At 58.8% G+C, this 23,546-nt stretch carries 19 protein-coding genes; 14 read left to right on the top strand and 5 right to left on the bottom strand.

The genetic code is table 11. The features are described 5' to 3' along the window. Positions 1–13 precede the first annotated feature (13 nt). Positions 14–910: a LysR substrate-binding domain-containing protein gene (locus ACW9IR_RS17870; RefSeq protein WP_102898996.1), complete on the bottom strand. Its 897-nt coding sequence runs from the start codon at positions 908–910 to the stop codon at positions 14–16. A gap of 175 nt (positions 911–1,085) precedes the next feature. On the opposite strand from ACW9IR_RS17870, the gene ACW9IR_RS17865 reads away from it, so the two are divergent. The 4 genes from ACW9IR_RS17865 (at position 1,086) to ACW9IR_RS17850 (ending at position 6,442) form a co-directional block, all read left to right on the top strand. Continuing rightward, positions 1,086–1,706: a LysE family translocator gene (locus tag ACW9IR_RS17865; protein ID WP_102898997.1), complete on the top strand. Its 621-nt coding sequence runs from the start codon at positions 1,086–1,088 to the stop codon at positions 1,704–1,706. A 119-nt stretch (positions 1,707–1,825) separates the two neighbouring features. Next, a complete protein-coding gene (gene yghU / locus ACW9IR_RS17860) occupies positions 1,826–2,665 on the top strand; it encodes a glutathione-dependent disulfide-bond oxidoreductase (RefSeq protein WP_095118596.1) in 840 nt (279 codons plus the stop codon). Positions 2,666–2,932: 267 nt separating this feature from the next. Then, positions 2,933–5,113 carry a TonB-dependent siderophore receptor gene (locus tag ACW9IR_RS17855; protein WP_102898998.1) on the top strand — a complete coding sequence of 727 codons (2,181 nt, stop codon included), beginning with the start codon at positions 2,933–2,935 and terminating at the stop codon, positions 5,111–5,113. A gap of 135 nt (positions 5,114–5,248) precedes the next feature. Then, positions 5,249–6,442: a GAF domain-containing sensor histidine kinase gene (locus ACW9IR_RS17850; RefSeq protein ID WP_102898999.1), complete on the top strand. Its 1,194-nt coding sequence runs from the start codon at positions 5,249–5,251 to the stop codon at positions 6,440–6,442. On the opposite strand, the gene ACW9IR_RS17845 is transcribed toward ACW9IR_RS17850, so the two are convergent. The 3 genes from ACW9IR_RS17845 to clpS form a co-directional block, all read right to left on the bottom strand. Then, a complete protein-coding gene (locus tag ACW9IR_RS17845; RefSeq protein ID WP_102899000.1) occupies positions 6,439–7,080 on the bottom strand; it encodes a LysE family translocator in 642 nt (213 codons plus the stop codon). The genes ACW9IR_RS17850 and ACW9IR_RS17845 overlap by 4 nt on opposite strands. Positions 7,081–7,723: 643 nt before the next feature. Next, the gene (clpA, locus tag ACW9IR_RS17840; protein ID WP_016987404.1) at positions 7,724–9,994 is read right to left on the bottom strand and encodes an ATP-dependent Clp protease ATP-binding subunit ClpA; all 2,271 of its coding nucleotides are present in this window, start codon (positions 9,992–9,994) and stop codon (positions 7,724–7,726) included. A gap of 30 nt (positions 9,995–10,024) precedes the next feature. Continuing rightward, the gene (gene clpS / locus ACW9IR_RS17835; protein WP_011334948.1) at positions 10,025–10,408 is read right to left on the bottom strand and encodes an ATP-dependent Clp protease adapter ClpS; all 384 of its coding nucleotides are present in this window, start codon (positions 10,406–10,408) and stop codon (positions 10,025–10,027) included. Between the two features lie 224 nt (positions 10,409–10,632). On the opposite strand from clpS, the gene cspD reads away from it, so the two are divergent. Beyond that, positions 10,633–10,917 carry a cold shock domain-containing protein CspD gene (cspD, locus tag ACW9IR_RS17830; protein ID WP_141234537.1) on the top strand — a complete coding sequence of 95 codons (285 nt, stop codon included), beginning with the start codon at positions 10,633–10,635 and terminating at the stop codon, positions 10,915–10,917. Positions 10,918–10,999: 82 nt separating this feature from the next. On the opposite strand, the gene icd is transcribed toward cspD, so the two are convergent. Continuing rightward, on the bottom strand, positions 11,000–12,256 hold the full coding sequence (gene icd / locus ACW9IR_RS17825) for an NADP-dependent isocitrate dehydrogenase (protein ID WP_034155137.1): 1,257 nt from the start codon (positions 12,254–12,256) through the stop codon (positions 11,000–11,002). A gap of 481 nt (positions 12,257–12,737) precedes the next feature. Between icd and ACW9IR_RS17820 the strand changes: the two genes are divergently transcribed. The 9 genes from ACW9IR_RS17820 (at position 12,738) to aceA (ending at position 23,365) form a co-directional block, all read left to right on the top strand. After that, entirely contained in the window at positions 12,738–14,963 is a 2,226-nt protein-coding gene (locus ACW9IR_RS17820; protein WP_095124498.1) for an NADP-dependent isocitrate dehydrogenase, read from the top strand. Positions 14,964–15,168: 205 nt separating this feature from the next. After that, complete coding sequence (locus tag ACW9IR_RS17815; protein ID WP_457464453.1) at positions 15,169–15,615, top strand: NUDIX hydrolase; 447 nt, start codon at positions 15,169–15,171, stop codon at positions 15,613–15,615. A gap of 59 nt (positions 15,616–15,674) precedes the next feature. Then, a complete protein-coding gene (gene mnmA / locus ACW9IR_RS17810) occupies positions 15,675–16,799 on the top strand; it encodes a tRNA 2-thiouridine(34) synthase MnmA (protein ID WP_134176557.1) in 1,125 nt (374 codons plus the stop codon). Beyond that, positions 16,796–17,419 carry a high frequency lysogenization protein HflD gene (hflD, locus tag ACW9IR_RS17805; protein ID WP_016987411.1) on the top strand — a complete coding sequence of 208 codons (624 nt, stop codon included), beginning with the start codon at positions 16,796–16,798 and terminating at the stop codon, positions 17,417–17,419. The genes mnmA and hflD overlap by 4 nt, the downstream gene beginning before the upstream one ends. 127 nt (positions 17,420–17,546) lie before the next feature. Next, complete coding sequence (gene purB / locus ACW9IR_RS17800) at positions 17,547–18,917, top strand: adenylosuccinate lyase (protein WP_102899354.1); 1,371 nt, start codon at positions 17,547–17,549, stop codon at positions 18,915–18,917. A gap of 86 nt (positions 18,918–19,003) precedes the next feature. Next, positions 19,004–20,173 (top strand): ribosomal protein uL16 3-hydroxylase, encoded by a 1,170-nt coding sequence (locus ACW9IR_RS17795; protein ID WP_102899355.1) that lies wholly within the window; start codon positions 19,004–19,006, stop codon positions 20,171–20,173. Further along, positions 20,166–20,591, top strand: coding sequence for a GNAT family N-acetyltransferase (locus ACW9IR_RS17790; protein WP_102899356.1), 426 nt, complete (start codon positions 20,166–20,168; stop codon positions 20,589–20,591). The genes ACW9IR_RS17795 and ACW9IR_RS17790 overlap by 8 nt, the downstream gene beginning before the upstream one ends. Positions 20,592–20,806: 215 nt before the next feature. Beyond that, on the top strand, positions 20,807–21,565 hold the full coding sequence (locus tag ACW9IR_RS17785; protein ID WP_102899357.1) for a secretin N-terminal domain-containing protein: 759 nt from the start codon (positions 20,807–20,809) through the stop codon (positions 21,563–21,565). A 474-nt stretch (positions 21,566–22,039) separates the two neighbouring features. Next, positions 22,040–23,365 (top strand): isocitrate lyase, encoded by a 1,326-nt coding sequence (gene aceA, locus ACW9IR_RS17780; protein ID WP_007920195.1) that lies wholly within the window; start codon positions 22,040–22,042, stop codon positions 23,363–23,365. Positions 23,366–23,546: the final 181 nt, after the last annotated feature.

The raw sequence follows: 23,546 nt of genomic DNA, 5'->3' as shown, positions 1-23,546 counted from the left end.
ATGACGCGGCTGCTCAATCGCGCAACCAGTCACCGTCGAGCTGACGCGTGCAAGCGCTCATCGCTTCGCTCAGCCATGTCCTGAAGGCTGTGCTGTTGGCGCAGTTCTCGAACGGCCGTGGCGATAGCAGGCAGTAGGTCGATCCGTCCCGGATAAAGCCAAACGGTGCGATCAACTGCCCGGCTTCGAGTTCGTTCTGCACCATCAAAAAGGACGCCATAGCGCTACCCAATCCGGCCAGCGCCGCCTGAATGCAGAGATAAAAATGCTCGTAATCGACGCGGCTGGCATCCGCCGCGCCCCTGCCGACAAGGCGCAGCCAGTTATCCCATGCCAATGGACGCGTTTTGCTGCGCAGTAAGCATGCGCCGTGCAATTCAGTGGACTCAGGGCTTTTCGAGGGCAGGCAAACCGGGCCGATCCACTCCTGGCAAATCGTCACGGCATGCACCGATTCGTCCCAGTGAAAGTCATCGCGGCGGATCGCCAGATCGGCGCCTGAACGGGCGAAGTCGATCGGCCCTCCGGCGGTCAGCAATTGCACCTGAATGTGCGGATGGGCGCGTTGAAAGTCGGGCAGCCGCGGGATCAGCCATTTCATGGCGATTGTCGGTTCGCAGGACACCACCAGCACATCGTCATGGCGTTCTTGCTGCAAGCGATAAACCGCGCCTTCCAGCTGTTCGAACATCGGCCGAGTGACTTCGAACAACAGCCGACCGGCCTGATTGAGAAAGATCGCCCGGTTGCGCCGCTCGAACAGTTCAACCCCGATCGCCTCCTCCAGCAAACGCACCTGCCGGCTCACCGCGCCATGGGTCACGTGCAACTGTTGCGCGGCTTTGACGAAACTTTGGGTTTGCGCGGCAGTGTTGAAAAAACGAAAGGCAGCCAATGGAGGCAAGTTCATATAGACGACGATTTCTCACAGATTTTGACGACTATAAATCGTTTTTTCTGCCAGCGACAATTCAACATCATATGCACCTCCTGCTGTCTTGACGCTGCCCTTGGCGATTCAGGCCGTTAGACATCTGTGAATTTACATAGCGTAAATACAGGCCTTTTCGAGTTGGAGAATGTTGATGAATGAGTTGTTTGTGATGATCGCCATCACGATGTTGGCGGTGATCAGTCCCGGCCCGGACTTCGCCATGGTCACCCGCAACAGTTACGCCTTCGGGCGCCAAAGTGGCTTGATGGCGGCGCTGGGTATCGCCTGCGGTGTGCAGGTTCATGTGTTCTATACGGTGTTTGGCGTGGCCGTGATCATTACGCAGTCACCCTTGCTGTTCATGGCGATGAAATTGCTGGGCGCCGGATACCTTGTTTATCTGGGCATCAAGTCGATCACCAATACCGCCGTGTTGACGTTTACCGAGGCCAGCGGCTCGGCCCCTTCTTCATGGGCGGTTTTTCGCAGCGGCTTTCTGACCAATGCGCTCAATCCGAAAACCATGTTGTTCGTCGTCGCGGCGTACAGCCAGTTTGTTCAGGCAGGCAGCTCGCTCGCCAGCAACTTCGCCTACGGATTGTTCATGTCGCTCGCCCACTGGGTGTGGTTCAGCCTGGTTGCGCTGTTCTTTTCCACTGAAAGGTTGCGGCGGCGCATGCTGGAAAAGCAGCGAATCATTGACCGGGTAATCGGCACCGCCCTGATTGGCCTGGCAGCTTGTCTATTGATCCCGGGGGTTGGCCAGTCTTGAGTGCAGCGGGCAATCAAAACACAGAAATCCATCGCGCTCTGGAATACGAAGCCGGTTCTGTGGTGTCCTGTCTATTCTCAGCAGGTATTTTTCCACTCGCCAACGATGAGGCCCCTTACATGAGCAAAGCGCCGTACGTTCCGCCCCAGGTCTGGAAAAACGAAGCCCCGTCTGGTGGCCAGTTCGCCAGCATCAATCGGCCGATTGCCGGACCGACCCACGACAAGACGCTGCCGGTCGGCAAGCATCCGTTGCAGCTGTATTCACTGGCCACGCCCAACGGCGTCAAAGTGACGATTCTTCTGGAAGAGTTGTTGGCGTTGGGTCACAGCGCTGCCGAGTACGATGCGTGGCTGATCCGCATTGGCGAAGGCGATCAGTTCTCCAGCGGTTTTGTCGAGATCAATCCGAACTCGAAAATACCGGCGTTGCTGGATCACAGCGTTGAACCGCCGATTCGCGTGTTCGAGTCGGGTTCGATCCTGCTGTATCTGGCGGAGAAATTCGACGCCTTCCTGCCAAAAGATCCTGCTGGCCGCACCGAAACCTTGAACTGGCTGTTCTGGCAGATGGGCTCGGCGCCGTATCTGGGCGGCGGTTTCGGGCATTTCTACGCCTACGCACCGGAAAAAATGGAGTACCCGATCAACCGCTTCACCATGGAAGCCAAGCGGCAACTGGATGTGCTGGATCGGCGTTTGGCGCAAAGCGCGTACCTGGCCGGTGACAGTTACACCATCGCCGACATCGCCGTCTGGCCGTGGTACGGGCAATTGGTGCGCAACAATGTCTACTCCGCCGCCGAGTTTCTCGCGGCCCACGAATACACGCATGTGCAACGCTGGGCCGAGGACATTGCCAGGCGGCCGGCGGTTATTCGCGGCCAGCGCGTCAACCGCACGTGGGGCGATGAGGCGACTCAGGTGCCCGAACGTCATCAGGCTGATGATCTGAACTGACGCCTTTACTCCCGCACATCTGCAGGGCCGGTCGCACGCTTTTGTGATCGGTCCGCTGCGCCTCGCTTCACCCCTCGCACGCGTCTCAGAAAAACCGCAACTCTGCGCCAACCCTCGACGCAGAGCGCTTGGACGATTGTGAAAAATTCGTTAACTAACTGACTCGTACGGCTTTCTTCAGTCGGAATGATCTGACACACTAATGCGAATAATTCCTACACGCACTCGCACTGGATTCGTTTTCGTATCATTTGGGGAAGCAGATTGATGTCGTTTCGCACCATTTACCGTCGTCCAAACCGTTCACCGAACCTCCTGGCGCTGGCCATCTGCATGGCCAGCATCACCCCTGCGCTGGCAGATGAAGCATCACCCGCTACGCCTGAAAAAGCCGCGCCGGCGAGCACGCTGGAACTGGACGCCACCGAAATCGGCGCTACCCAGATGAGCAGCACCACCGAAGACACCCAGTCCTACACCACCGGCCCGATGCGGACGGCGACCAAATTGTCATTGACCATGCTCGAAACGCCTCAGGCGGTGACGGTCATCACTCGTCAGCGCATGGACGACCAGAACATGACCAGCATCAACGATGTGGTGAAAGGCACACCGGGACTGTTTCTCAGCCAGACCAGCGGTCCGGGACGGCAGACGTACAAGGCGCGCGGCTTTGACATCGACAACATCATGTACGACGGCCTGCCCAGCGCGTACTCGCCTTACTCCATGGCGGTGCAACCAAACCTGGCGATGTTCGACCGTGTCGAAATCGTCCGCGGTGCAACCGGGCTGGTCACCGGTGCCGGCAACCCGTCGGCAGCGATCAACATGGTGCGCAAACGGCCGACCGCCGATCAGCGCGTGACGCTCACCGGCGCGGCCGGCAGCTGGGACGACTACCGTGGCGAAATCGACGCCTCCAGCCCACTGAACGAAAGCGGCACCTTGCGCGGTCGAGTGGTCAGCTCCTATCAGGGCGCCGACAGCTTTCGCGACAAGGAAGAGAACGACCATGGCTTGTTCTACGCCATCGGTGAGGCCGACCTGAGCGACAGCACCACCGCGACCCTCGGGTTCTCCCGGCAGAATGAACAGACCAACTATTTCTGGGGCGGTCTGCCGCTGGGCACCAATGGCCACCACCTCGACCTGCCCCGCTCCACCTACCCGGGCACCGACTGGGAAAACCGCAAGCTGCAAATCGACACCGTGTTCGGTGAAGTCGAGCATCGCTTCGACAACGACTGGAAACTGCACGTCGCCGGCTCCTCGTCGACCCTTGACGGCGAGTTCTCCGGGACTTACCTGTCGCGTTACGCCGGTCCACTGGAAACCACGGCTTATCAATCCCATCACACCGACAAGCAGCGTGCGTTCGACGGCTTCGCCAGCGGCCCGTTCGAAGCGTTCGGCCGCACCCACGAACTGGTCGTTGGCGCGAGCAACCGTGTGTATGACGCGACCACCAAAGAGTACGACCCGTACACCACCGCCTGGCCGATCGGCGCGCCCAAGCCTGACTTCGTGCGCAACGGCAAAACCCGCAGCGTCACCACCCAGGACGCCGTGTACCTGACCACCCGCCTGAGCCTGGCCGATCCATTGACGCTGATCCTCGGCGGCCGCCTCGACTGGTACGACTACGATGACCGCACGGCCGACGGCGATTACAAGGTCACCCGCAACCTCACTCGTTACGCCGGCCTGATCTACAAACTGGACGACCATCACTCGGTGTACGCCAGTTACACCGACATCTTCACCCCGCAGACCCAGAAGGACCTCGGCGGCAAAGTGCTCGAGCCGATCGTCGGTGAAAACTACGAAGTGGGCATCAAGGGCGAGTACTTCAACGGCGCCCTCAACGCGAGTCTGGCGGTGTTCCAGATGGATCAGACCGGCCGCGCCACCTTGGCCGACAACCAGTTCGGCTGCCCGGTCATGACCTGCTACAACACATCAGGCAAAGTGCGCAGCCAAGGCGTGGACATGGAACTGCAAGGCGCCCTGACCGAAAACTGGCAGGTCGGCGCCGGCTACACCTACACCCGCGCGCACTACATCAAGGACGAGAACCCGGCGAACAACAATCAGCGTTTCGATACCGACACGCCAGAGCATCTGTTCAAGGTGTCTACGGTGTACCGCTTCCAGGGCCCGCTGCAGAATCTGCGCGTGGGCGGCAACGTCTACTGGCAGAGCCGCATGTACAACGACATCACCCTGGCCAATAACGGTAGCTACCGCCTCGAACAGGGCGGTTATGCGGTCACCGACCTGATGGCCGGGTACGAAGTCAATAAACACCTGGATCTGCAAGTCAACGCGAACAATATCTTCGACCGCGTCTACTACTCCGCCATCGGCTCCGATGTCACCTGGGGTTCCACCGACAACTATGGCAACCCGCGCAGTTACATGCTGACCGCCAAGTACAAGTTCTGAGTCGGTAACGATCTTGCGTAACAAACAAGGGCGTCCGGGAGATCCGCGGCGCCCTTGTTTTTTCTGCCCCCCGCATTAGTCATGAACGGCAATACCGGATAGTCTCTGAGCGAACTCATCACAAAGCATCGCCCCATGACCAACCCAGACTTTGCACCCGACATCGAAGCCATCCGCAGTATTGACTCGGTGCCGGTCATCCTGAGCATGGTCAAACACCTCACCGGCATGCGTTTCGCCGCGGTGGCACGGGTCACCGAAAGCAACTGGGTGGCGTGCGCCGTTGATGACTCGATTGATTTCGGGCTCAAACCCGGTGATGAACTGGTGCTCGAATCGACCATTTGCCACGAGATCCGCCAGCATCAGCAGCCGGTGATCTTCGGTCATGCCAGTACGCACCCGGTCTTTTCGCTTCACCACACGCCGAAAACCTATGGGCTGGAAAGCTACATTTCCATTCCCATCGTCAAAGCCAACGGCGACTTCTTCGGCACGCTGTGCGCCATCGACTCGGTCCCTGCCAATATCGACGAACCGGCCATTACCAAAACACTGACCCTGTTCGCTCAATTGATCGCCATGAACCTGGACACGCAACGCCATCTGGAAGCGACCCAGATCGAGCTGAACAACGCCAATGAACTCGGGCGCCTGCGCGAGCAATTCATCGCCGTACTCGGCCATGACCTGCGCACCCCACTGAGCGCGGTGCGCATGAGCGCCGACTTGCTGGAAAGCAAAACCGAAGACAAACGTTCGCTCAACCTGATTGCGGCAATTCGCAACAGCTCGGTGCGCATGGGCGTGTTGATCGAAAACATCCTCGACTTTGCCCGAGGACGACTGGGCGGCGGAATTCCGGTGCAGCGCAAGCTGGTGGATGACCTGCAGCAGACCCTGCAATTGACGCTCGCTGAGGTTAAAGCCTCGCACCCGCAAGCGATTTTCATCGATGAGCTGGACGTGCCGGCGGGCGTCTATTGCGATGAGTTGCGCATCAGCCAGTTGCTTTCCAATCTGCTGGGCAATGCCGTCACCCACGGCTCGAACAGCGCACCGATCATCCTCAAAGCCTGTGCAGAAAACGACGAGATCGTGATTTCCCTGACCAATCAGGGCACGCCGATTTCAGCGCAGCTGATGCCCTTGCTGTTCGAACCCTTCTCCCGCGCCGAAGCCGGGCAACGTTGCGAGGGCTTGGGACTGGGGCTTTACATCGCCTCGCAGATAGCGATGGCACACAACGGCACGTTGAGCGTGACCTCGAGCGCCGAGTCGGGAACCTGCTTCGTGGCGCGATTCCCGGCCCGATTCAAATGGGTTTAAGCCGTCTGCCGACGCATCGTCAGAATCGCCGCGCCAAAACCGATAAACGTAGACCCGACCACCCGGCTGACCCAACGCGACAGCGCCGGACGAGTCAACACACCCTTGGCCCGCGAAGCCAGCGCGGCATAAACGCTCAGTGACGACACCGACAACGCCATGAAGATCGAAGTCAGGATCAGAAACTGCGGCAGCAGCGCGGCTTCCTGATCAATGAACTGTGGGAACAGCGCCGTAAAAAACATCGTCGCCTTGGGGTTGGTCACCGCGGTCAGGAATGCCGATTTGTACAACTTGCCGCGGGTCGGCCGCACCTTGCTCGCCTCCCCCTCGACTCCCTCAGGCAGCATCGGGCCTTTCTTGAACAGCTGCTTGACGCCGAGATAGAACAGATACCCGGCACCGATGATCTTCACTGCATTGAACAGCAGTTCCGAACTGGCCAACAACGCCCCCAACCCCAACATCGCCGCCGCCGACAGACAGAACAAGCCACTGGCGTTACCCAATGACGACCAGATCGTGCTGCGCTGCCCATGCGCGAGGCTATTGTTGATCGCCATCAACGTCGCCGGCCCCGGACTGGCGATGGCAATTGCGGCGACCAGAGTGAAGGTCAATATCGAGTGAGAATCCATTTTCGCTGCTCGCAAGATTGAAGTTGCCGCATGTTACAGCAACCGGCTGCATAGCCCAGATCAAAAGCCCCTCACCCTAGCCCTCTCCCGGAGGGAGAGGGGACTGACGGTGGTGTTTGGGAGAGGTACGCCGACGTGCGATACCGCGTTGAACTCAGGCTTTGAAAAGCACACAAATCGGCCCCCTCTCCCTCGGGAGAGGGCTGGGGTGAGGGGCGAATCCACCACAAATCCAAAGCCGACCAAGCTGTGCCCCTCACCACTCAACAGGATGAGCGTTAGCTCGGCTGCGGCTTTTGATCTGTAAGGCGACGTCGGAAGGCTGAGTGGAGGGATTGATCCGGGCGTGGGAGCGCAGCGACCGTTTGGCGCAGCCAAACACAGCGAGAGGAGGTGCAGCGAAGCAAACCGTAGGCGCTGCGCCCGGATCGATCCCGGAGCGAAGGAACCCCGAGCCCCAGCGAGCGGGCCGCACGTAGGAGCAAGCGTTTTTTGCTTACTTTTTTTGGCGTTTGAAAAAAAGTGAGTCGCCGTAAGGGCGAAACCGTAATAAGCCATCACCGCAGCAACGGATATTCACCCAAAAAACCCAAACGACCAATAACAAAAAGGCGCCCGAAGGCGCCCTCTTGATCCAAGGCCGTCAGGCCATTTCTGCGGTAGTCTCGAAGTCAAACGTCAACTCACCATCCTTGATGTCGATGTGCACCACACCGCCATGCTCGGCCAGCTCGCCAAACAGAATCTCCTCCGCCAACGGACGCTTGATCTTGTCCTGAATCAGGCGCGCCATCGGACGTGCGCCCATCGCCGAGTCATAACCACCCGCCGCCAGCCAACTCCGCGCGGCATCAGTGACCTCAAGCAACACACGCTTGTCTTCCAGCTGCGCCTGAAGCTCGGTGAGGAACTTGTCCACCACACTTTTGATGACCTCATGACTGAGGCGACCAAACTGGATAATCGTGTCCAGTCGGTTACGGAACTCCGGCGTAAAGCTCTTCTTGATCACTTCCATCGCATCAGACGAGTGGTCCTGATGGGTGAAACCGATCGAAGCCCGCGCCGCCGTTTCGGCACCGGCGTTGGTAGTCATGATCACGATCACGTTGCGGAAGTCCGCCTTGCGCCCGTTGTTGTCGGTCAGCGTACCGTGGTCCATCACCTGCAACAGCAGGTTGAAGACTTCCGGATGCGCCTTCTCGATTTCATCGAGGAGCAATACGCAGTGCGGCTGCTTGGTGATCGCCTCGGTCAACAGACCGCCCTGGTCGAAACCGACATAACCTGGAGGCGCACCGATCAGACGCGATACGGTGTGACGCTCCATGTATTCGGACATGTCGAAGCGCACCAGCTCGATCCCCAACGCCTTGGCCAATTGCCGCGCAGCTTCGGTTTTACCAACACCGGTCGGACCTGCGAACAGGAACGAACCAACTGGCTTGTCAGGCGACTTGAGGCCGGCACGCGACAGCTTGATCGCAGTCGACAGCGAATCGATCGCTGCGTCCTGACCAAACACCGTCAGCTTCAGGTCACGCTCCAGGTTACGCAGCAGTTCCTTGTCGGAACTGGTGACGTGCTTAGGCGGAATCCGCGCGATTTTCGCGACAATGTCTTCAACCTGTGGCACTTCAATGCGCTTCACACGTTTTTCGACCGGTTGCAGACGCTGGTAGGCGCCCGCCTCGTCGATCACGTCGATGGCCTTGTCCGGCATATGCCGGTCATTGATGTAGCGCGAGGCCAGTTCAGCAGCCGCGCGCAACGACTCATCGCTGTATTCGATGTTGTGATGCTGCTCGAAACGCCCTTTCAGGCCGCGCAGGATACCGATGGTGTCTTCCACCGACGGCTCGACGACATCGACTTTCTGGAAGCGACGCGCCAAGGCACGATCCTTCTCGAAGATGCCGCGAAATTCCTGGAACGTGGTCGAGCCGATGCAGCGAATGTCGCCAGACGACAGCAGCGGTTTGAGCAGGTTCGAAGCGTCCATCACGCCACCGGACGCAGCGCCGGCACCGATGATGGTGTGGATCTCGTCGATGAACAGGATCGCCTGCGGACGTTTTTTCAGTTCATTGAGCAGCGCTTTGAAGCGCTTCTCGAAATCACCGCGATATTTGGTGCCTGCGAGCAGAGCGCCAAGGTCAAGCGAGTAAACAACGCTGTTGGCCAGCAGATCCGGCACCTGGTTGTCGACAATGCGCTTGGCCAGGCCTTCGGCAATCGCGGTTTTACCCACGCCTGCCTCGCCAACCAGCAGCGGATTGTTTTTACGCCGGCGCGCGAGAATCTGCGCGACACGCTCGACTTCCGATTCGCGGCCGACCAGCGGGTCGATGCGACCCTGGCGCGCGAGTTCGTTGAGGTTGCTGGCATAAGCATCCAGAGGATTGCCTGAAGAAGAAGACTCACCGCCCTCGTCGTCCTGCATATCTTGTTCACCTTCAGAGTGATCGCCATGCCCCGGCACTTTCGAAATGCCGTGTGCGATGTAATTGACGACATCGATGCGCGCAACGCTCTGCTGTTTCAGCAGGAACACTGCCTGACTCTCTTGCTCACTGAAGATGGCAACCAGCACGTTAGCGCCGGTTACTTCGCGTTTGCCCGAGCTCTGTACGTGGAAAACAGCACGTTGCAGTACACGCTGGAAGCCCAGGGTTGGCTGGGTTTCGCGATCTTCATCATGAACGGGGATCAATGGCGTGGTGGAGTCGATGAACTCCTGCAGGTCGTGCTTGAGTTTGTCGAGATTTGCGCCACAGGCACGCAAAACGGTGGCGGCAGCCTCATTGTCCAATAGGGCCAGCAAAAGGTGTTCGACGGTCATGAATTCATGACGTTTCGAACGAGCCTCCTTGAAGGCTAGATTGAGGGTGACTTCGAGCTCGCGGTTTAACATAGCTTCACCTCATACCCAAGTGGTCGGCGATTAACCGTCCTTCTCGATTTCACAGAGTAGCGGATGCTGGCTTTCCCTGGCGTACTGGTTGACCTGCATGGCCTTTGTCTCGGCGATGTCGCGGGTAAACACTCCACATACTGCCCGTCCTTCTGTGTGGACGGCCAGCATGACCTTGGTCGCCAGCTCGCGATTCAGGTTAAAAAACACCTCGAGCACTTCGACGACGAAATCCATCGGTGTGTAGTCATCGTTGAACAAAACCACCTTGTACATCGGCGGCGCCTGTAACGCGGGCTTTGCTTCCTGAACAGCAACGCCTGCCGAATCGTCGTCGTGCTCCTGTGGAAGATCCTTTTGGAGAAGCGGGCGATCCTGATTGAATGTTAGTCGAATCTGGCTGATTGCATGCATGGAAAGAAAGGTTCGTCAGTTGTGCAAATACAGTGGTGGGGGCGGCTGTCCACGTTTTCAACTCCGACTGCCCGGTCACCTTGACTATCGGGAAAACGGTGTTACAACCAATAGAACCCACAGTGGGTAAAAAAGATCCGCGGAGTCAATTCTTTTAACGAATAAGATTGCGGATGAATTGGATGATACTCCAGCGATGGAGTCTGTTGCAGAGGGATTTGAGCATGGCTGTCGGCAAGGTGAAATGGTTCAACAATGCCAAGGGTTTTGGATTCATTATCGAGAACGGCCAGACAGAAGACCTGTTTGCCCACTACTCGGCTATCCAGATGGAAGGCTATAAAACCCTGAAGGCAGGCCAAGAGGTGTACTTCGAACTCCTTCAAGGCCCCAAAGGCCTGCACGCAATCGCGATTCAGGACAAAAACACAGTGGATGAAGCTGTGGGTGCGGCAGGAGCCGCTGCCGCCGCAACCAGTGGCATCAACCACGCTGCAGTCGTGAGCTGAGCAACCTCGCCCAAGACACCCGGCCATAAAAAAACCGCCTGACTCAATTCATCGAGTCAGGCGGTTTTTATGTGCCCGCGTTTTACATATGCGAAATCAACGCATCCCCGAAGCCCGAAGACGAAACCAGCTTCGCTCCATCCATCAGACGCTCGAAGTCATAGGTCACGGTCTTGGCACCAATGGCGCCGTTGGTGCCCTTGATGATCAGATCCGCCGCTTCCGTCCAGCCCATGTGCCGCAGCATCATCTCGGCCGAGAGAATCAACGACCCCGGATTCACCTGATCCTTGCCGGCGTACTTCGGCGCAGTACCGTGCGTCGCTTCAAACATCGCCACGGTGTCGGACAGGTTGGCGCCCGGCGCGATACCGATGCCACCCACTTCCGCCGCCAGGGCGTCGGAGAGGTAGTCGCCGTTGAGGTTCAGGGTTGCGATCACATCGTATTCGGCCGGGCGCAGCAGGATCTGCTGGAGCATGGCGTCAGCGATGGCGTCTTTGACCACAACATTCTTGCCGGTTTTCGGATTTTTGAACTGCATCCACGGGCCGCCGTCGAGCAGGGTCGCGCCGAATTCTTCAGCGGCCACTTCGTAGGCCCACTCTTTGAAGGCACCTTCGGTGAACTTCATGATGTTGCCTTTGTGCACGATGGTCAGCGAATCGCGGTCGTTATCGACCACATATTGCAGAGCTTTGCGCGCCAGACGCTTGGTGCCTTCCAGCGAAACCGGCTTGACGCCGATGCCGCAGTTTTCGTCGAAACGGATCTTGGTGACGCCCATTTCTTCTTTAAGGAATTTGATGACTTTGGTGGCTTCCGGCGAACCGGCCTTCCACTCAATGCCGGCATAGATGTCTTCGGAGTTCTCGCGGAAGATGGTCATGTCGACGTCGCCAGGCTTTTTCACCGGGCTTGGCACGCCTTCGAACCAGCGCACCGGGCGCAGGCAGACGTACAGGTCGAGTTGCTGACGCAGGGCCACGTTCAGCGAACGGATGCCGCCACCGACCGGGGTGGTCAGCGGGCCTTTGATGGAAACCACGTAATCCTTGACTGCGTCCAGGGTTTCCTGAGGCAGCCAGGTGTCCTGATCGTAAACCTGAGTGGCTTTTTCCCCGGCGTAGACTTCCATCCAGGAAATCTTGCGTTTACCGCCGTATGCCTTTTGAACTGCAGCATCGACAACCTTGATCATCACCGGACTGATGTCGACACCAATGCCGTCACCTTCGATGAAGGGGATGATCGGGTTATCAGGAACATTGAGAGAATGGTCTGCATTGACGGTGATTTTGTCGCCGACGGCTGGAACCTGAATCTTCTTGTAACCCATGCTGAACTCCATTGTTTGGATTGAACATCTGGCTTGGTTCGAGCGTAACCCAGTTAAATCAACACGCAAACCCTCTGTTCGTGGCGCGGCCACATCTCGTTTCGTACAAGCCTGAAAGCAAAGGGAAAAGCGCCAAACTCAAGCATTCGCGACGACTCTACGCCCCACCCTGCCCTGCGACCTTTAGACCAATGGACGAGAATCGTTGCATATGAACCATCGGCAGATTGCCAGCTACCTATGTATAATGCCGCCCGCTGACCACAGGGTCACGACGGCTGGCCTCTCTAGCACGAGACTTTCCGCCTGATTGGTCGGGTTGTTACCGCAGTCCGACTGCTTGACGCTCTACTGATGCACCCAACATCACCGCGAAGAATCTCGACATTCGGTTCATGGATGACTTTGAACGAACGCGCTTACCCGGCGCCCCTCGAGTTTCTGCGCACGCTTTAGCAAAGAAGAGAGAGTTAATCCGAATATGCCCACCCGCTCGAAGATCATCTATACCTTCACCGACGAAGCTCCAGCCCTCGCCACCTATTCCCTGCTGCCGATCATCGAGGCGTACACCGCTTCGGCCGATATCGCCGTGGAAACCCGCGATATCTCTCTTGCAGCGCGCATTCTGGCCAGCTTCCCCGAGCAACTGGGCGACAAAGCCGTAGCCGACCACCTCGCCGAACTGGGCGACCTGGCCGTTACGCCTGAAGCCAACATCATCAAGCTGCCGAACATCAGCGCTTCGGTGCCACAGCTGCAAGCCGCGATCAAAGAGCTGCAAGCTCAGGGTTACAACCTGCCGGACTACCCGGAAACCGTGACCAGCGACGCCGACAAAGACGCCAAGGCGCGTTACGACAAGGTCAAGGGCAGCGCCGTGAACCCGGTTCTGCGTGAAGGCAACTCTGACCGTCGCGCACCGCTGTCGGTTAAAAACTACGCTCGCAAGCACCCGCACAAAATGGGCGCCTGGGCCAAAGACTCCAAGTCCCACGTCGCTCACATGAGCACCGGCGATTTCTACGGCAGCGAAAAAGCTGCTCTGATCGACGCCGCTGACGCCGTGAAGATCGAACTGATCGCCAAGGACGGTACCGCTACCGTTCTGAAAGAAAAAACCACCGTTCAGGCCGGCGAGATCCTCGACTGCGCCGTGATGAGCAAAAACGCCCTGCGCGCGTTCATCGCTGCTGAAATCGAAAGCGCCAAGGCTCAAGGCGTGCTGCTCTCGGTTCACCTGAAAGCGACCATGATGAAGGTCTCCGACCCGATCATGTTCGGCCAGATCGTTGCCGAGTTCTACAAAGACGCCCTGACCAAGCACGCTGACGTGCTGGCCGAGATCGGCTTCAACCTGAACAACGGCATCGGCGATCTGTACGCGCGCATCAAAGCCCTGCCGGCTGAGCAGCAAGCGCAGATCGAAGCTGACATGGCCGCCGTTTACGCTGCTCGTCCATCGCTGGCGATGGTCAACTCCGACAAAGGCATCACCAACCTGCACGTGCCGAGCGACGTGATCGTCGACGCCTCGATGCCAGCGATGATCCGTGACTCCGGCAAAATGTGGGGCACCGACGGTCAGCTGCACGACACCAAGGCGGTGATCCCGGATCGTTGCTACGCGACCATCTACCAGGCTGTGATCGAAGATTGCAAAGCCAATGGCGCTTTCGATCCGACCACCATGGGCAGCGTGCCAAACGTTGGCCTGATGGCGAAGAAAGCCGAAGAGTACGGCTCGCACGACAAGACTTTCCAGATCAAGGCTGACGGCGTGGTTCGCGTTACCGACAGCAAGGGCAACCTGCTGATGGAACAGGCTGTTGAAGCCGGCGACATCTTCCGCATGTGCCAGACCAAAGACGCGCCGATCCAGGACTGGGTCAAACTGGCCGTCAACCGTGCTCGCGCAAGCAGCACCCCAGCGATCTTCTGGCTGGACCCGATGCGCGCTCACGATGGCGTAGTGATCGAGAAAGTTCAGGCTTACCTGAAGGATCACGACACCACCGGTCTGGACATCCAGATCATGGCGCCGGTCGACGCCATGAAGTACACCCTGCAGCGCACCCGCGAAGGCAAGGACACCATTTCGGTGACCGGCAACGTACTGCGCGACTACCTGACCGACCTGTTCCCGATCATGGAACTGGGCACCAGCGCCAAGATGCTGTCGATCGTGCCGCTGATGAACGGCGGTGGCCTGTTCGAAACCGGCGCCGGCGGTTCGGCTCCGAAGCACGTGCAGCAACTGGTTGAAGAAAACTTCCTGCGCTGGGATTCGCTGGGCGAGTTCCTCGCACTGGCAGCCTCCCTCGAGCACCTGGGTGTGAACTACAACAACCCGAAAGCACTGGTACTGTCGAAAACCCTGGATCAGGCTACCGGCCAGTTCCTCGACAACAACAAGTCGCCATCGCGCAAAGTCGGCAACATCGACAACCGCGGCAGCCACTTCTACCTGGCGATGTACTGGGCTCAGGCCCTGGCCGCCCAGACTGAAGACGCTGCACTGCAAGCGCAGTTCGCGACCCTGGCAAAAACCCTGACCGAGAACGAAGCAACCATCGTTGCCGAGCTCAACGCCGTTCAGGGCAAGCCAGTCGACATTGGCGGTTACTACCACGCCAATGCCGAGCTGATCAGCAAGGCCATGCGCCCAAGCGCAACCCTCAACGCGGCGATTGCTGCGCTGGTTTAAGGTTGTAATGGGAACATCACAAACCCCGGCCTTGTGCCGGGGTTTGTGTTTCCGGGCTTTATGATCACCACAAAACCCTGTGGGAGCTGGCTTGCCAGCGATAGCGGTGGATCAGCCACCTTCAATGCTGAATGATAGGCCGTCATCGCTGGCAAGCCAGCTCCCACAGGGATCGGGTTCCAATATTCAGAAACGAGGACACCGTATGGAATGGCTCCCCCACATCACCGTCGCCACCATCGTCGAGGACAACGGTCGTTTCCTGATGGTCGAAGAACACAAGGCCGGGCGTAATGTGCTCAACCAGCCCGCCGGCCATCTCGACCCGGACGAAACCCTGATCGACGCCGCCGTGCGCGAAACTCTCGAAGAAACCGGCTGGGACGTCGAGCCCACCGGCATCATTGGCATTTACCTGTACACCGCGCCGAGCAACGGCGTGACCTATCAGCGCGTGTGTTTCAGCGCCAAAGCCGTCAAACACCACTCTGATTATCAACTCGACGACGGCATCGTCGGCGCCAAGTGGCTGACCCGCGACGAATTAATCGCCCAACGCGACAACTGGCGCAGTGAGCTGATCATCCGGTGCATCGACGATTATCTGGCCGGTCATCACTTCAGCCTCGAACTGATCCGCCCTTCTCTTTAGCCTTGAGGCCGCGAGCCTGCTAGAATCGCGTCCTTTTTCAAGACACTCATTGAATCCCTATGCGTGATCCAGCCCCTTCTGACACATCCAAGAAGCGCGTCATTGTCGGCATGTCCGGCGGCGTGGACTCTTCCGTTTCCGCTCTCCTGCTGATCGAGCAGGGCTTTGAAGTGGAAGGCCTGTTCATGAAGAACTGGGAAGAAGACGACGGAACGGAATACTGCACCGCCATGGACGACCTGGCGGATGCCCAGGCTGTCTGCGACAAGATCGGCATCAAGCTGCACACCGCCAACTTCGCCGCCGAGTACTGGGACAACGTGTTCGAGCACTTCTTGGCCGAATACAAGGCCGGTCGTACACCGAACCCGGACATCCTGTGTAACCGCGAGATCAAGTTCAAGGCATTCCTCGACTACGCCATGATGCTCGGCGCCGACCTGATCGCCACCGGCCACTACGTGCGCCGCCGCGACATCGATGGCCGCACCGAACTGCTCAAAGGCCTCGATCCGAACAAGGATCAGAGCTACTTCCTGCACGCCGTTGGCGGCGAACAGATCGCCAAGACTCTGTTCCCGGTCGGCGAACTGGAAAAGCCGGAAGTTCGGGCGATTGCCGAGAAATACGAGCTGGCGACCGCCAAGAAGAAGGATTCCACCGGAATCTGCTTCATCGGCGAGCGGCGTTTCAGCGACTTCCTCAAGCAATACCTGCCGGCGCAACCGGGCGAAATCAAAACCACCGAAGGCGAAGTCATCGGCCGTCACCACGGCTTGATGTACCACACCATCGGTCAGCGTCAGGGCCTCGGTATCGGCGGCTTGAAAGACGCCGGCGATGAGCCGTGGTACGTGCTGCGCAAGGATCTCGACAGCAACGAGTTGATCGTCGGCCAGGGCAACAACCACCCGTGGCTGTTCTCCGGCGCCCTGCTCGCTTCGGAAATCTATTGGGTCAACCCGATCGACCTGAGCCAGCCGCTGCGCCTGACCGCGAAAGTGCGTTATCGCCAGAGCGACCAGGCCTGCACCCTGGAAAAAACCGCCAGTGGCTACCGCGCCGTGTTCGACGAGCCGCAACGCGCGGTGACGCCGGGCCAGTCCGTGGTGTTCTATGACGGTGAAATCTGCCTCGGCGGCGGCGTGATCGAAGTGGCCGAGCCGTGGAGCGGCCAGGCATGAGCCCGACTCAGGAACAACTGACGGCGCTCGGCGGCGTATTTCTCGCCGCCGTACTGGTCGACCGGATCGCCAAGACCGGCCAGACCAGCGAGGCGGGCCTGAGCTGCATGCTCGGCAGCCTGCTGGTGCGCGACCCTAAAGACACGCTGGACGTGTACGGCGGCGACGACATCAATCTGCGCGAAGGCTATCGAGCGCTGATCGGCGCCCTCGAACGCGACCCGAGCACGCTGCAACGCGAGCCGTTGCGTTACGCGCTGTCGATGCTCGGTCTGGAGCGTCAACTGGCCAAGCGCAACGACATGCTCGATATCATCGGCAAGCGCTTGCCGCAGATCCAGTCGCAGGTCGAGCATTTCGGCCCGGCCCACGAAAACGTGGTCGCGGCTTGCGGCGCGCTGTATCAGGACACCCTGAGCACCCTGCGCCAACGCATTCAGGTGCATGGCGACATGCGCAACCTGCAGCAGCCGAGCAATGCCTCGAAGATTCGCGCCCTGCTGCTTGCCGGCATTCGTTCGGCGCGCCTGTGGCGACAGCTTGGCGGGCATCGCTGGCAGTTGGTGATCAGCCGGCGCAAGCTGCTCAAAGAGCTGTATCCGTTGATGCGCAGCGAGTAAATCGCCCTGCAATAAAAGCTTTGTAGTCTATAACGCGTAATACGCCGGTCAGTTGGCAACGGACCGGCGGATTTTTTCATGTATGATACGCGCCCCATTTCGTTGCCCGACTGTCCGAGAACACCCCATGCAGCTTTCTTCGCTCACTGCGGTTTCCCCTGTTGACGGCCGCTACGCCGGCAAAACCCAGGCCCTGCGCCCGATTTTCAGCGAGTACGGTCTGATCCGTGCCCGTGTTCTGGTTGAAGTACGCTGGCTCCAGCGCCTGGCCGCCCACGCTGGTATCCCTGAAGTGCCAGCCTTCTCCGCCGAGGCCAACGCCGTTCTCAATGAACTGGCTGAAAACTTCTCGCTGGAGCACGCCGAGCGCGTCAAAGAGATCGAGCGCACCACCAACCACGACGTCAAAGCGATCGAATACCTGCTCAAAGAGCAGGCGGCCAAGCTGCCGGAGCTGGCCAAGGTCAGCGAGTTCATCCACTTTGCCTGCACCAGCGAAGACATCAACAACCTGTCCCACGCCCTGATGCTGCGCGAAGGCCGTGACGACGTGATGCTGCCGCTGATGCGCCAGACTGCCAACGCCATCCGCGAACTGGCCATCCGTTTCGCTGACGTGCCGATGCTGTCGCGCACCCACGGCCAACCAGCCTCCCCGACCACCCTGGGTAAAGAGCTGGCGAACGTGGTTTACCGTCTCGAGCGTCAGATCGCTCAAGTCGCTGCCGTTCCGCTGCTGGGCAAAATCAACGGCGCCGTCGGCAACTACAACGCACACCTGTCGGCCTATCCGCAGATCGACTGGGAAGCCAACGCCCGCGCCTTCATCGAAGACGAGCTGGGCCTGGGCTTCAACCCGTACACCACGCAGATCGAACCGCACGACTACATCGCCGAGCTGTTCGACGCAATCGCGCGCTTCAACACCATTCTGATCGACTTCGACCGTGACATCTGGGGCTACATCTCCCTGGGTTATTTCAAGCAGCGCACCATCGCTGGCGAAATCGGCTCGTCGACCATGCCGCACAAGGTCAACCCGATCGACTTCGAAAACTCCGAAGGCAACCTGGGCATCGCCAACGCATTGTTCCAGCACCTGGCGAGCAAACTGCCGATCTCCCGCTGGCAGCGCGACCTGACCGACTCCACCGTACTGCGTAATCTCGGTGTCGGCTTCGCCCACAGCGTGATCGCTTACGAAGCCAGCCTCAAAGGCATCAGCAAACTCGAGCTGAACGCTCAGAAGATTGCCGCTGACCTCGACGCCTGCTGGGAAGTATTGGCTGAGCCGATCCAGACCGTGATGCGCCGCTACAACATCGAAAACCCGTACGAGAAGCTGAAAGAACTGACCCGTGGCAAGGGCATCAGCCCTGAAGCGCTGCAGACTTTCATCGATGGCCTGGACATGCCTGCCGAAGCGAAAGCCGAGCTCAAGCAACTGACCCCGGCCAACTACATCGGCAACGCTGTAGCGCAAGCCAAACGCATCTGATCGACCGCTTGATCCGTTTGAGACGCCCGGCCGCGCCGGGCGTTTTTATTCCCGTCTGAAAAGTGCTTTTTTTCAATAGGTTACATATGAATCCCGATATTCCTCTTCAACTTCTGGGCGGCATCACGGCACGCGAATTCCTGCGCGACTACTGGCAGAAAAAGCCGCTGCTGATCCGTCAGGCGATTCCTGACTTCGAAAGCCCGATCGACGCCGACGAACTGGCCGGCCTGGCCCTGGAAGAAGAAGTCGAATCGCGCCTGGTGATCGAGCACGGCGAGCGTCCATGGGAACTGCGTCGCGGCCCGTTCGCTGAAGACGAATTCAGCAAATTGCCGGAAAAAGAGTGGACCCTGCTGGTTCAAGCGGTCGACCAATTCGTCCCGGAAGTCAGCGAGCTGCTGGAAAACTTCCGCTTCCTGCCGAGCTGGCGCGTCGACGATGTGATGATCAGCTTCGCCGCACCGGGTGGCAGCGTCGGTCCGCACTTCGACAACTACGACGTATTCCTGCTGCAAGGCCACGGCAAGCGCAACTGGAAAATCGGTCAGATGTGCGATTCCGAAAGCCCGCTGCTGCAACATGCGGATCTGCGCATCCTCGCCGAATTCCACGAGACCGAAGAGTGGGTACTGGAACCGGGCGACATGCTCTACCTGCCGCCGCGCCTGGCCCATTGCGGTGTTGCGGTCGACAACTGCATGACCTACTCGGTCGGCTTCCGTGCACCGAGCGCCTCTGAAGTGCTGACCCACTTCACCGACTTCCTCAGCCAGTTCCTGACTGACGAAGAGCGCTACACCGATGCCGACGCACAACCTGCAGCCGACCCGCATCAGATTCAACACGATGCACTGGATCGCCTGAAAGCGCTGCTCGCCGAACACATGAGCGACGAGCGCCTGCTGCTGACCTGGTTCGGCCAGTACATGACCGAGCCGCGCTACCCGGAACTGGTGGCCGGCCCGGAAGAAATCGAAGAAGAAGACTTCCTCGCCGCCCTGCAGGATGGCGCCATCCTGATCCGCAACCCGAGCGCGCGCCTGGCCTGGTCGGAAGTCGATGACGACCTGCTGCTGTTCGCCAGCGGCCAGAGCCGTTACCTGCCGGGCAAGCTGCGCGAACTGTTGAAGCTGATCTGCGCCGCTGACGCCCTGCACACTGACAACCTCGGTGAGTGGCTGAACGACGAAGACGCTTGCGGCCTGCTGTGCCAGTTGGTCAAGCAAGGGAGCCTGGGGTTCGCCGATGAATAAGATTCGCGTACGTGTCGCAGACTGGCAGAAGGACATCGCCGAGATCCGGCGCATTCGTGAAACGGTGTTCATCGCCGAACAATCGGTGCCACCCGAGCTGGAATGGGACGCGGACGACGCGACCGCCGTGCATTTCCTGGCGTTTGAAGGCGACTTTCCGATCGGCACTGCGCGCTTGCTGCCCGATGGGCACATCGGCCGGGTTTCAGTGCTGAAAGACTGGCGCGGGATGAAGGTCGGTGATGCGCTGATGCAAGCGGTGATCGCCGAAGCTGAAGAACGTGGTTTGAAGCAGCAGATGCTCAGCGCTCAGGTGCAGGCCACGGCGTTCTATGAGCGCTTGGGTTTCAGCCTGGTCAGTGAGGAATTCCTCGAAGCCGGGATTCCGCATGTCGACATGGTTCGGCATTCGACATAAAACCGCGGCGCGGCGATCGCGAGCAGGCTCACTCCTACAATTGAAATGCGATTCCCTGTAGGAGTGAGCCTGCTCGCGATGGCACCCGCAAGCACACCACAAAACGCCCCGACATCAACCGATGCCGGGGCGTTTTGCTGTCTACGATTCAACTTGCCCCACCCCAGGCCGACAAACTGGCAATATCAAGCCTTTCGAAAGCGGAGATAACGGACATGTCCCTACGCACCCTGCTCACCACCCTGCTGCTCGGTTGTAGTTTTTCGGTGATGGCAGCCACAGAAATCGTGCCCCTCAATTACCGCACCAGCGCCGACATGCTGCCGATGGCACAAGACTTCCTCGGCAAGGACGGTCAGGTCAGCGCCTATGGCAACCAACTGATCATCAAGGCCGAGCCGGACAAGATTCAGGAACTCAAAGCACTCATCACGCAACTGGACACCGCGCCCAAGCGCTTGCTGATCACTGTCGACACCAACGAAAACAATGGCCGTGGCGACGAAGGTTATTCGGTCAACGGCGCTCAGCCGAATCAGACCCGCATCATCAGCCGCAGCACCCGTCGCGAAGGCGGCGTCCAGCAAGTTCAGGCCACCGATGGCATGCCGGCGCTGATTCAGGTTGGCCAGAGCGTGCCGATCACCAATGTTCAGAGCGACTCCTACGGCGGTTACAACAGCCAGACCCAATATCGCAACGTCACTCAAGGGTTCTACGTCACCGCCAGCGTCACCGGCGACATCGTTCACCTGGCGATCAGTACCAACCGTGACCGCATGAGCCAGGAACGTCCCGATGTAGTGAACGTGCAAAGCACCGACACAACGGTCAGCGGACGCCTTGGTGAGTGGATCACCCTCGCTGGCGTCAATCGCCAGACCCAGGCCGACAAACAGGGCCTGACCCGCAGCTACTCGACTCAAGGCCGGGATGACATGACCTTGCGGGTGAAAGTCGACGCCCTGGACTAAAGCACCGAAAACTGACTGATTAGTCGTATTAGACGAAAGATGTAGTGCTTTAAAAAAAGCACTACAAAACGTTTGACGGAGTAAAAAAGCGAAGGCATGATGGCCTCGCTCCCGCTAATCAGAGGCCCTGGCAAGGGCCTTCGAAGCGACGTTCGCACCTACCCCGCGAACCGTTTCGTGTCTGTACCGCCCACAAGGTGTGTTTGACGAGGTTGCCGACTGGAACGAAGTTGTCCCGAGGGACGGAAGCGTATTTAGGTAACCCGGCTTCACACTGTAGACCGTATAAAGGCCCACGACGCCCGAATGCGCCCGCAGTCCGCCACTACCTGCTCACTTCCCCTCGAGCCCATCGTTCATCCCGTCGCCTACCCCGCCGAATCCGACTTGACCACCTAAGCTTCTGGTCAGCGAGCGCAGGAATTTTCCACCGCAGAACAACTTTTCATAAAAGACGCGACGAGGTTTATCTCCATGGCACTGACACGCGAACAGCAAATTGCAGCCCTCGAAAAAGACTGGGCTGAAAACCCGCGCTGGAAAGGCGTGACACGTACTTACTCCGCTGCTGACGTCGTCCGTCTGCGTGGCTCGGTTCAACCTGAGCACACCTTTGCAAAAATGGGCGCCGACAAGCTGTGGAACCTGGTCACCCAGGGTGCCAAGCCGTCCTTCCGTCCTGAGAAAGATTTCGTCAACTGCATGGGCGCCCTGACCGGCGGCCAGGCTGTTCAGCAGGTTAAAGCCGGTATCCAGGCGATCTACCTGTCGGGCTGGCAAGTGGCTGCGGACAACAACTCCGCAGAATCCATGTACCCGGACCAGTCGCTGTACCCGGTGGATTCGGTTCCAACCGTGGTCAAGCGCATCAACAACTCGTTCCGTCGTGCTGACCAGATCCAGTGGAAAGCCGGCAAGAACCCGGGCGACGACGGCTACATCGACTACTTCGCACCGATCGTGGCTGACGCTGAAGCCGGTTTCGGCGGCGTTCTGAACGCTTACGAGCTGATGAAGAGCATGATCGAAGCAGGCGCCGCCGGCGTTCACTTCGAAGACCAACTGGCTTCCGTGAAAAAATGCGGTCACATGGGCGGTAAAGTACTGGTTCCGACTCAGGAAGCCGTACAGAAGCTGACCGCTGCTCGTCTGGCGGCTGACGTTGCCGGTACCCCGACCATCATTCTGGCCCGTACCGACGCCAACGCTGCTGACCTGCTGACTTCCGACTGCGACCCGTACGATCAGCCGTTCGTGACTGGCGAGCGCACTCAGGAAGGTTTCTACAAGGTCCGTGCTGGTCTGGATCAAGCCATCGCCCGTGGTCTGGCTTACGCGCCGTACGCCGACCTGATCTGGTGCGAAACCGCCAAGCCGGATCTGGACGAAGCTCGCCGCTTCGCCGAAGCGATCAAAAAGGAATACCCGGACCAACTGCTGTCGTACAACTGCTCGCCTTCCTTCAACTGGAAGAAAAACCTGGATGACGCGACCATCGCCAAGTTCCAGCGCGAACTGTCCGCCATGGGTTACAAGCATCAGTTCATCACCCTGGCCGGCATTCACAACATGTGGCACAGCATGTTCAACCTGGCGCACGACTACGCCCGCAACGACATGACTGCCTACGTGAAGCTGCAGGAGCAGGAATTCGCTGACGCCGCCAAGGGTTACACCTTCGTGGCTCACCAGCAGGAAGTCGGCACCGGCTACTTCGACGACATGACCACTGTGATTCAAGGTGGCTCGTCGTCGGTCACCGCACTGACCGGTTCGACCGAAGAAGAACAGTTCCACTGATTCTGCTTCGCTGAGCAAACGGCCTTTGCGGATCGTATAGAAAGCTAACCGCAGAGCCGCAAAACTGACGCCCCGACTGGTTCGGGGCGTTTTTTTTGCCCCGATTTAATGAACACCACAAATCCCTGTAGGAGTGAGCCTGCTCGCGATAGCGGTGGGTCAGTCACCGCATGCGCAAGCT

The sequence above is a fragment of the Pseudomonas sp. SDT291_1_S447 genome, assembly GCF_054070155.1.
This window is presented reverse-complemented; position numbering and strand designations above follow the sequence as displayed.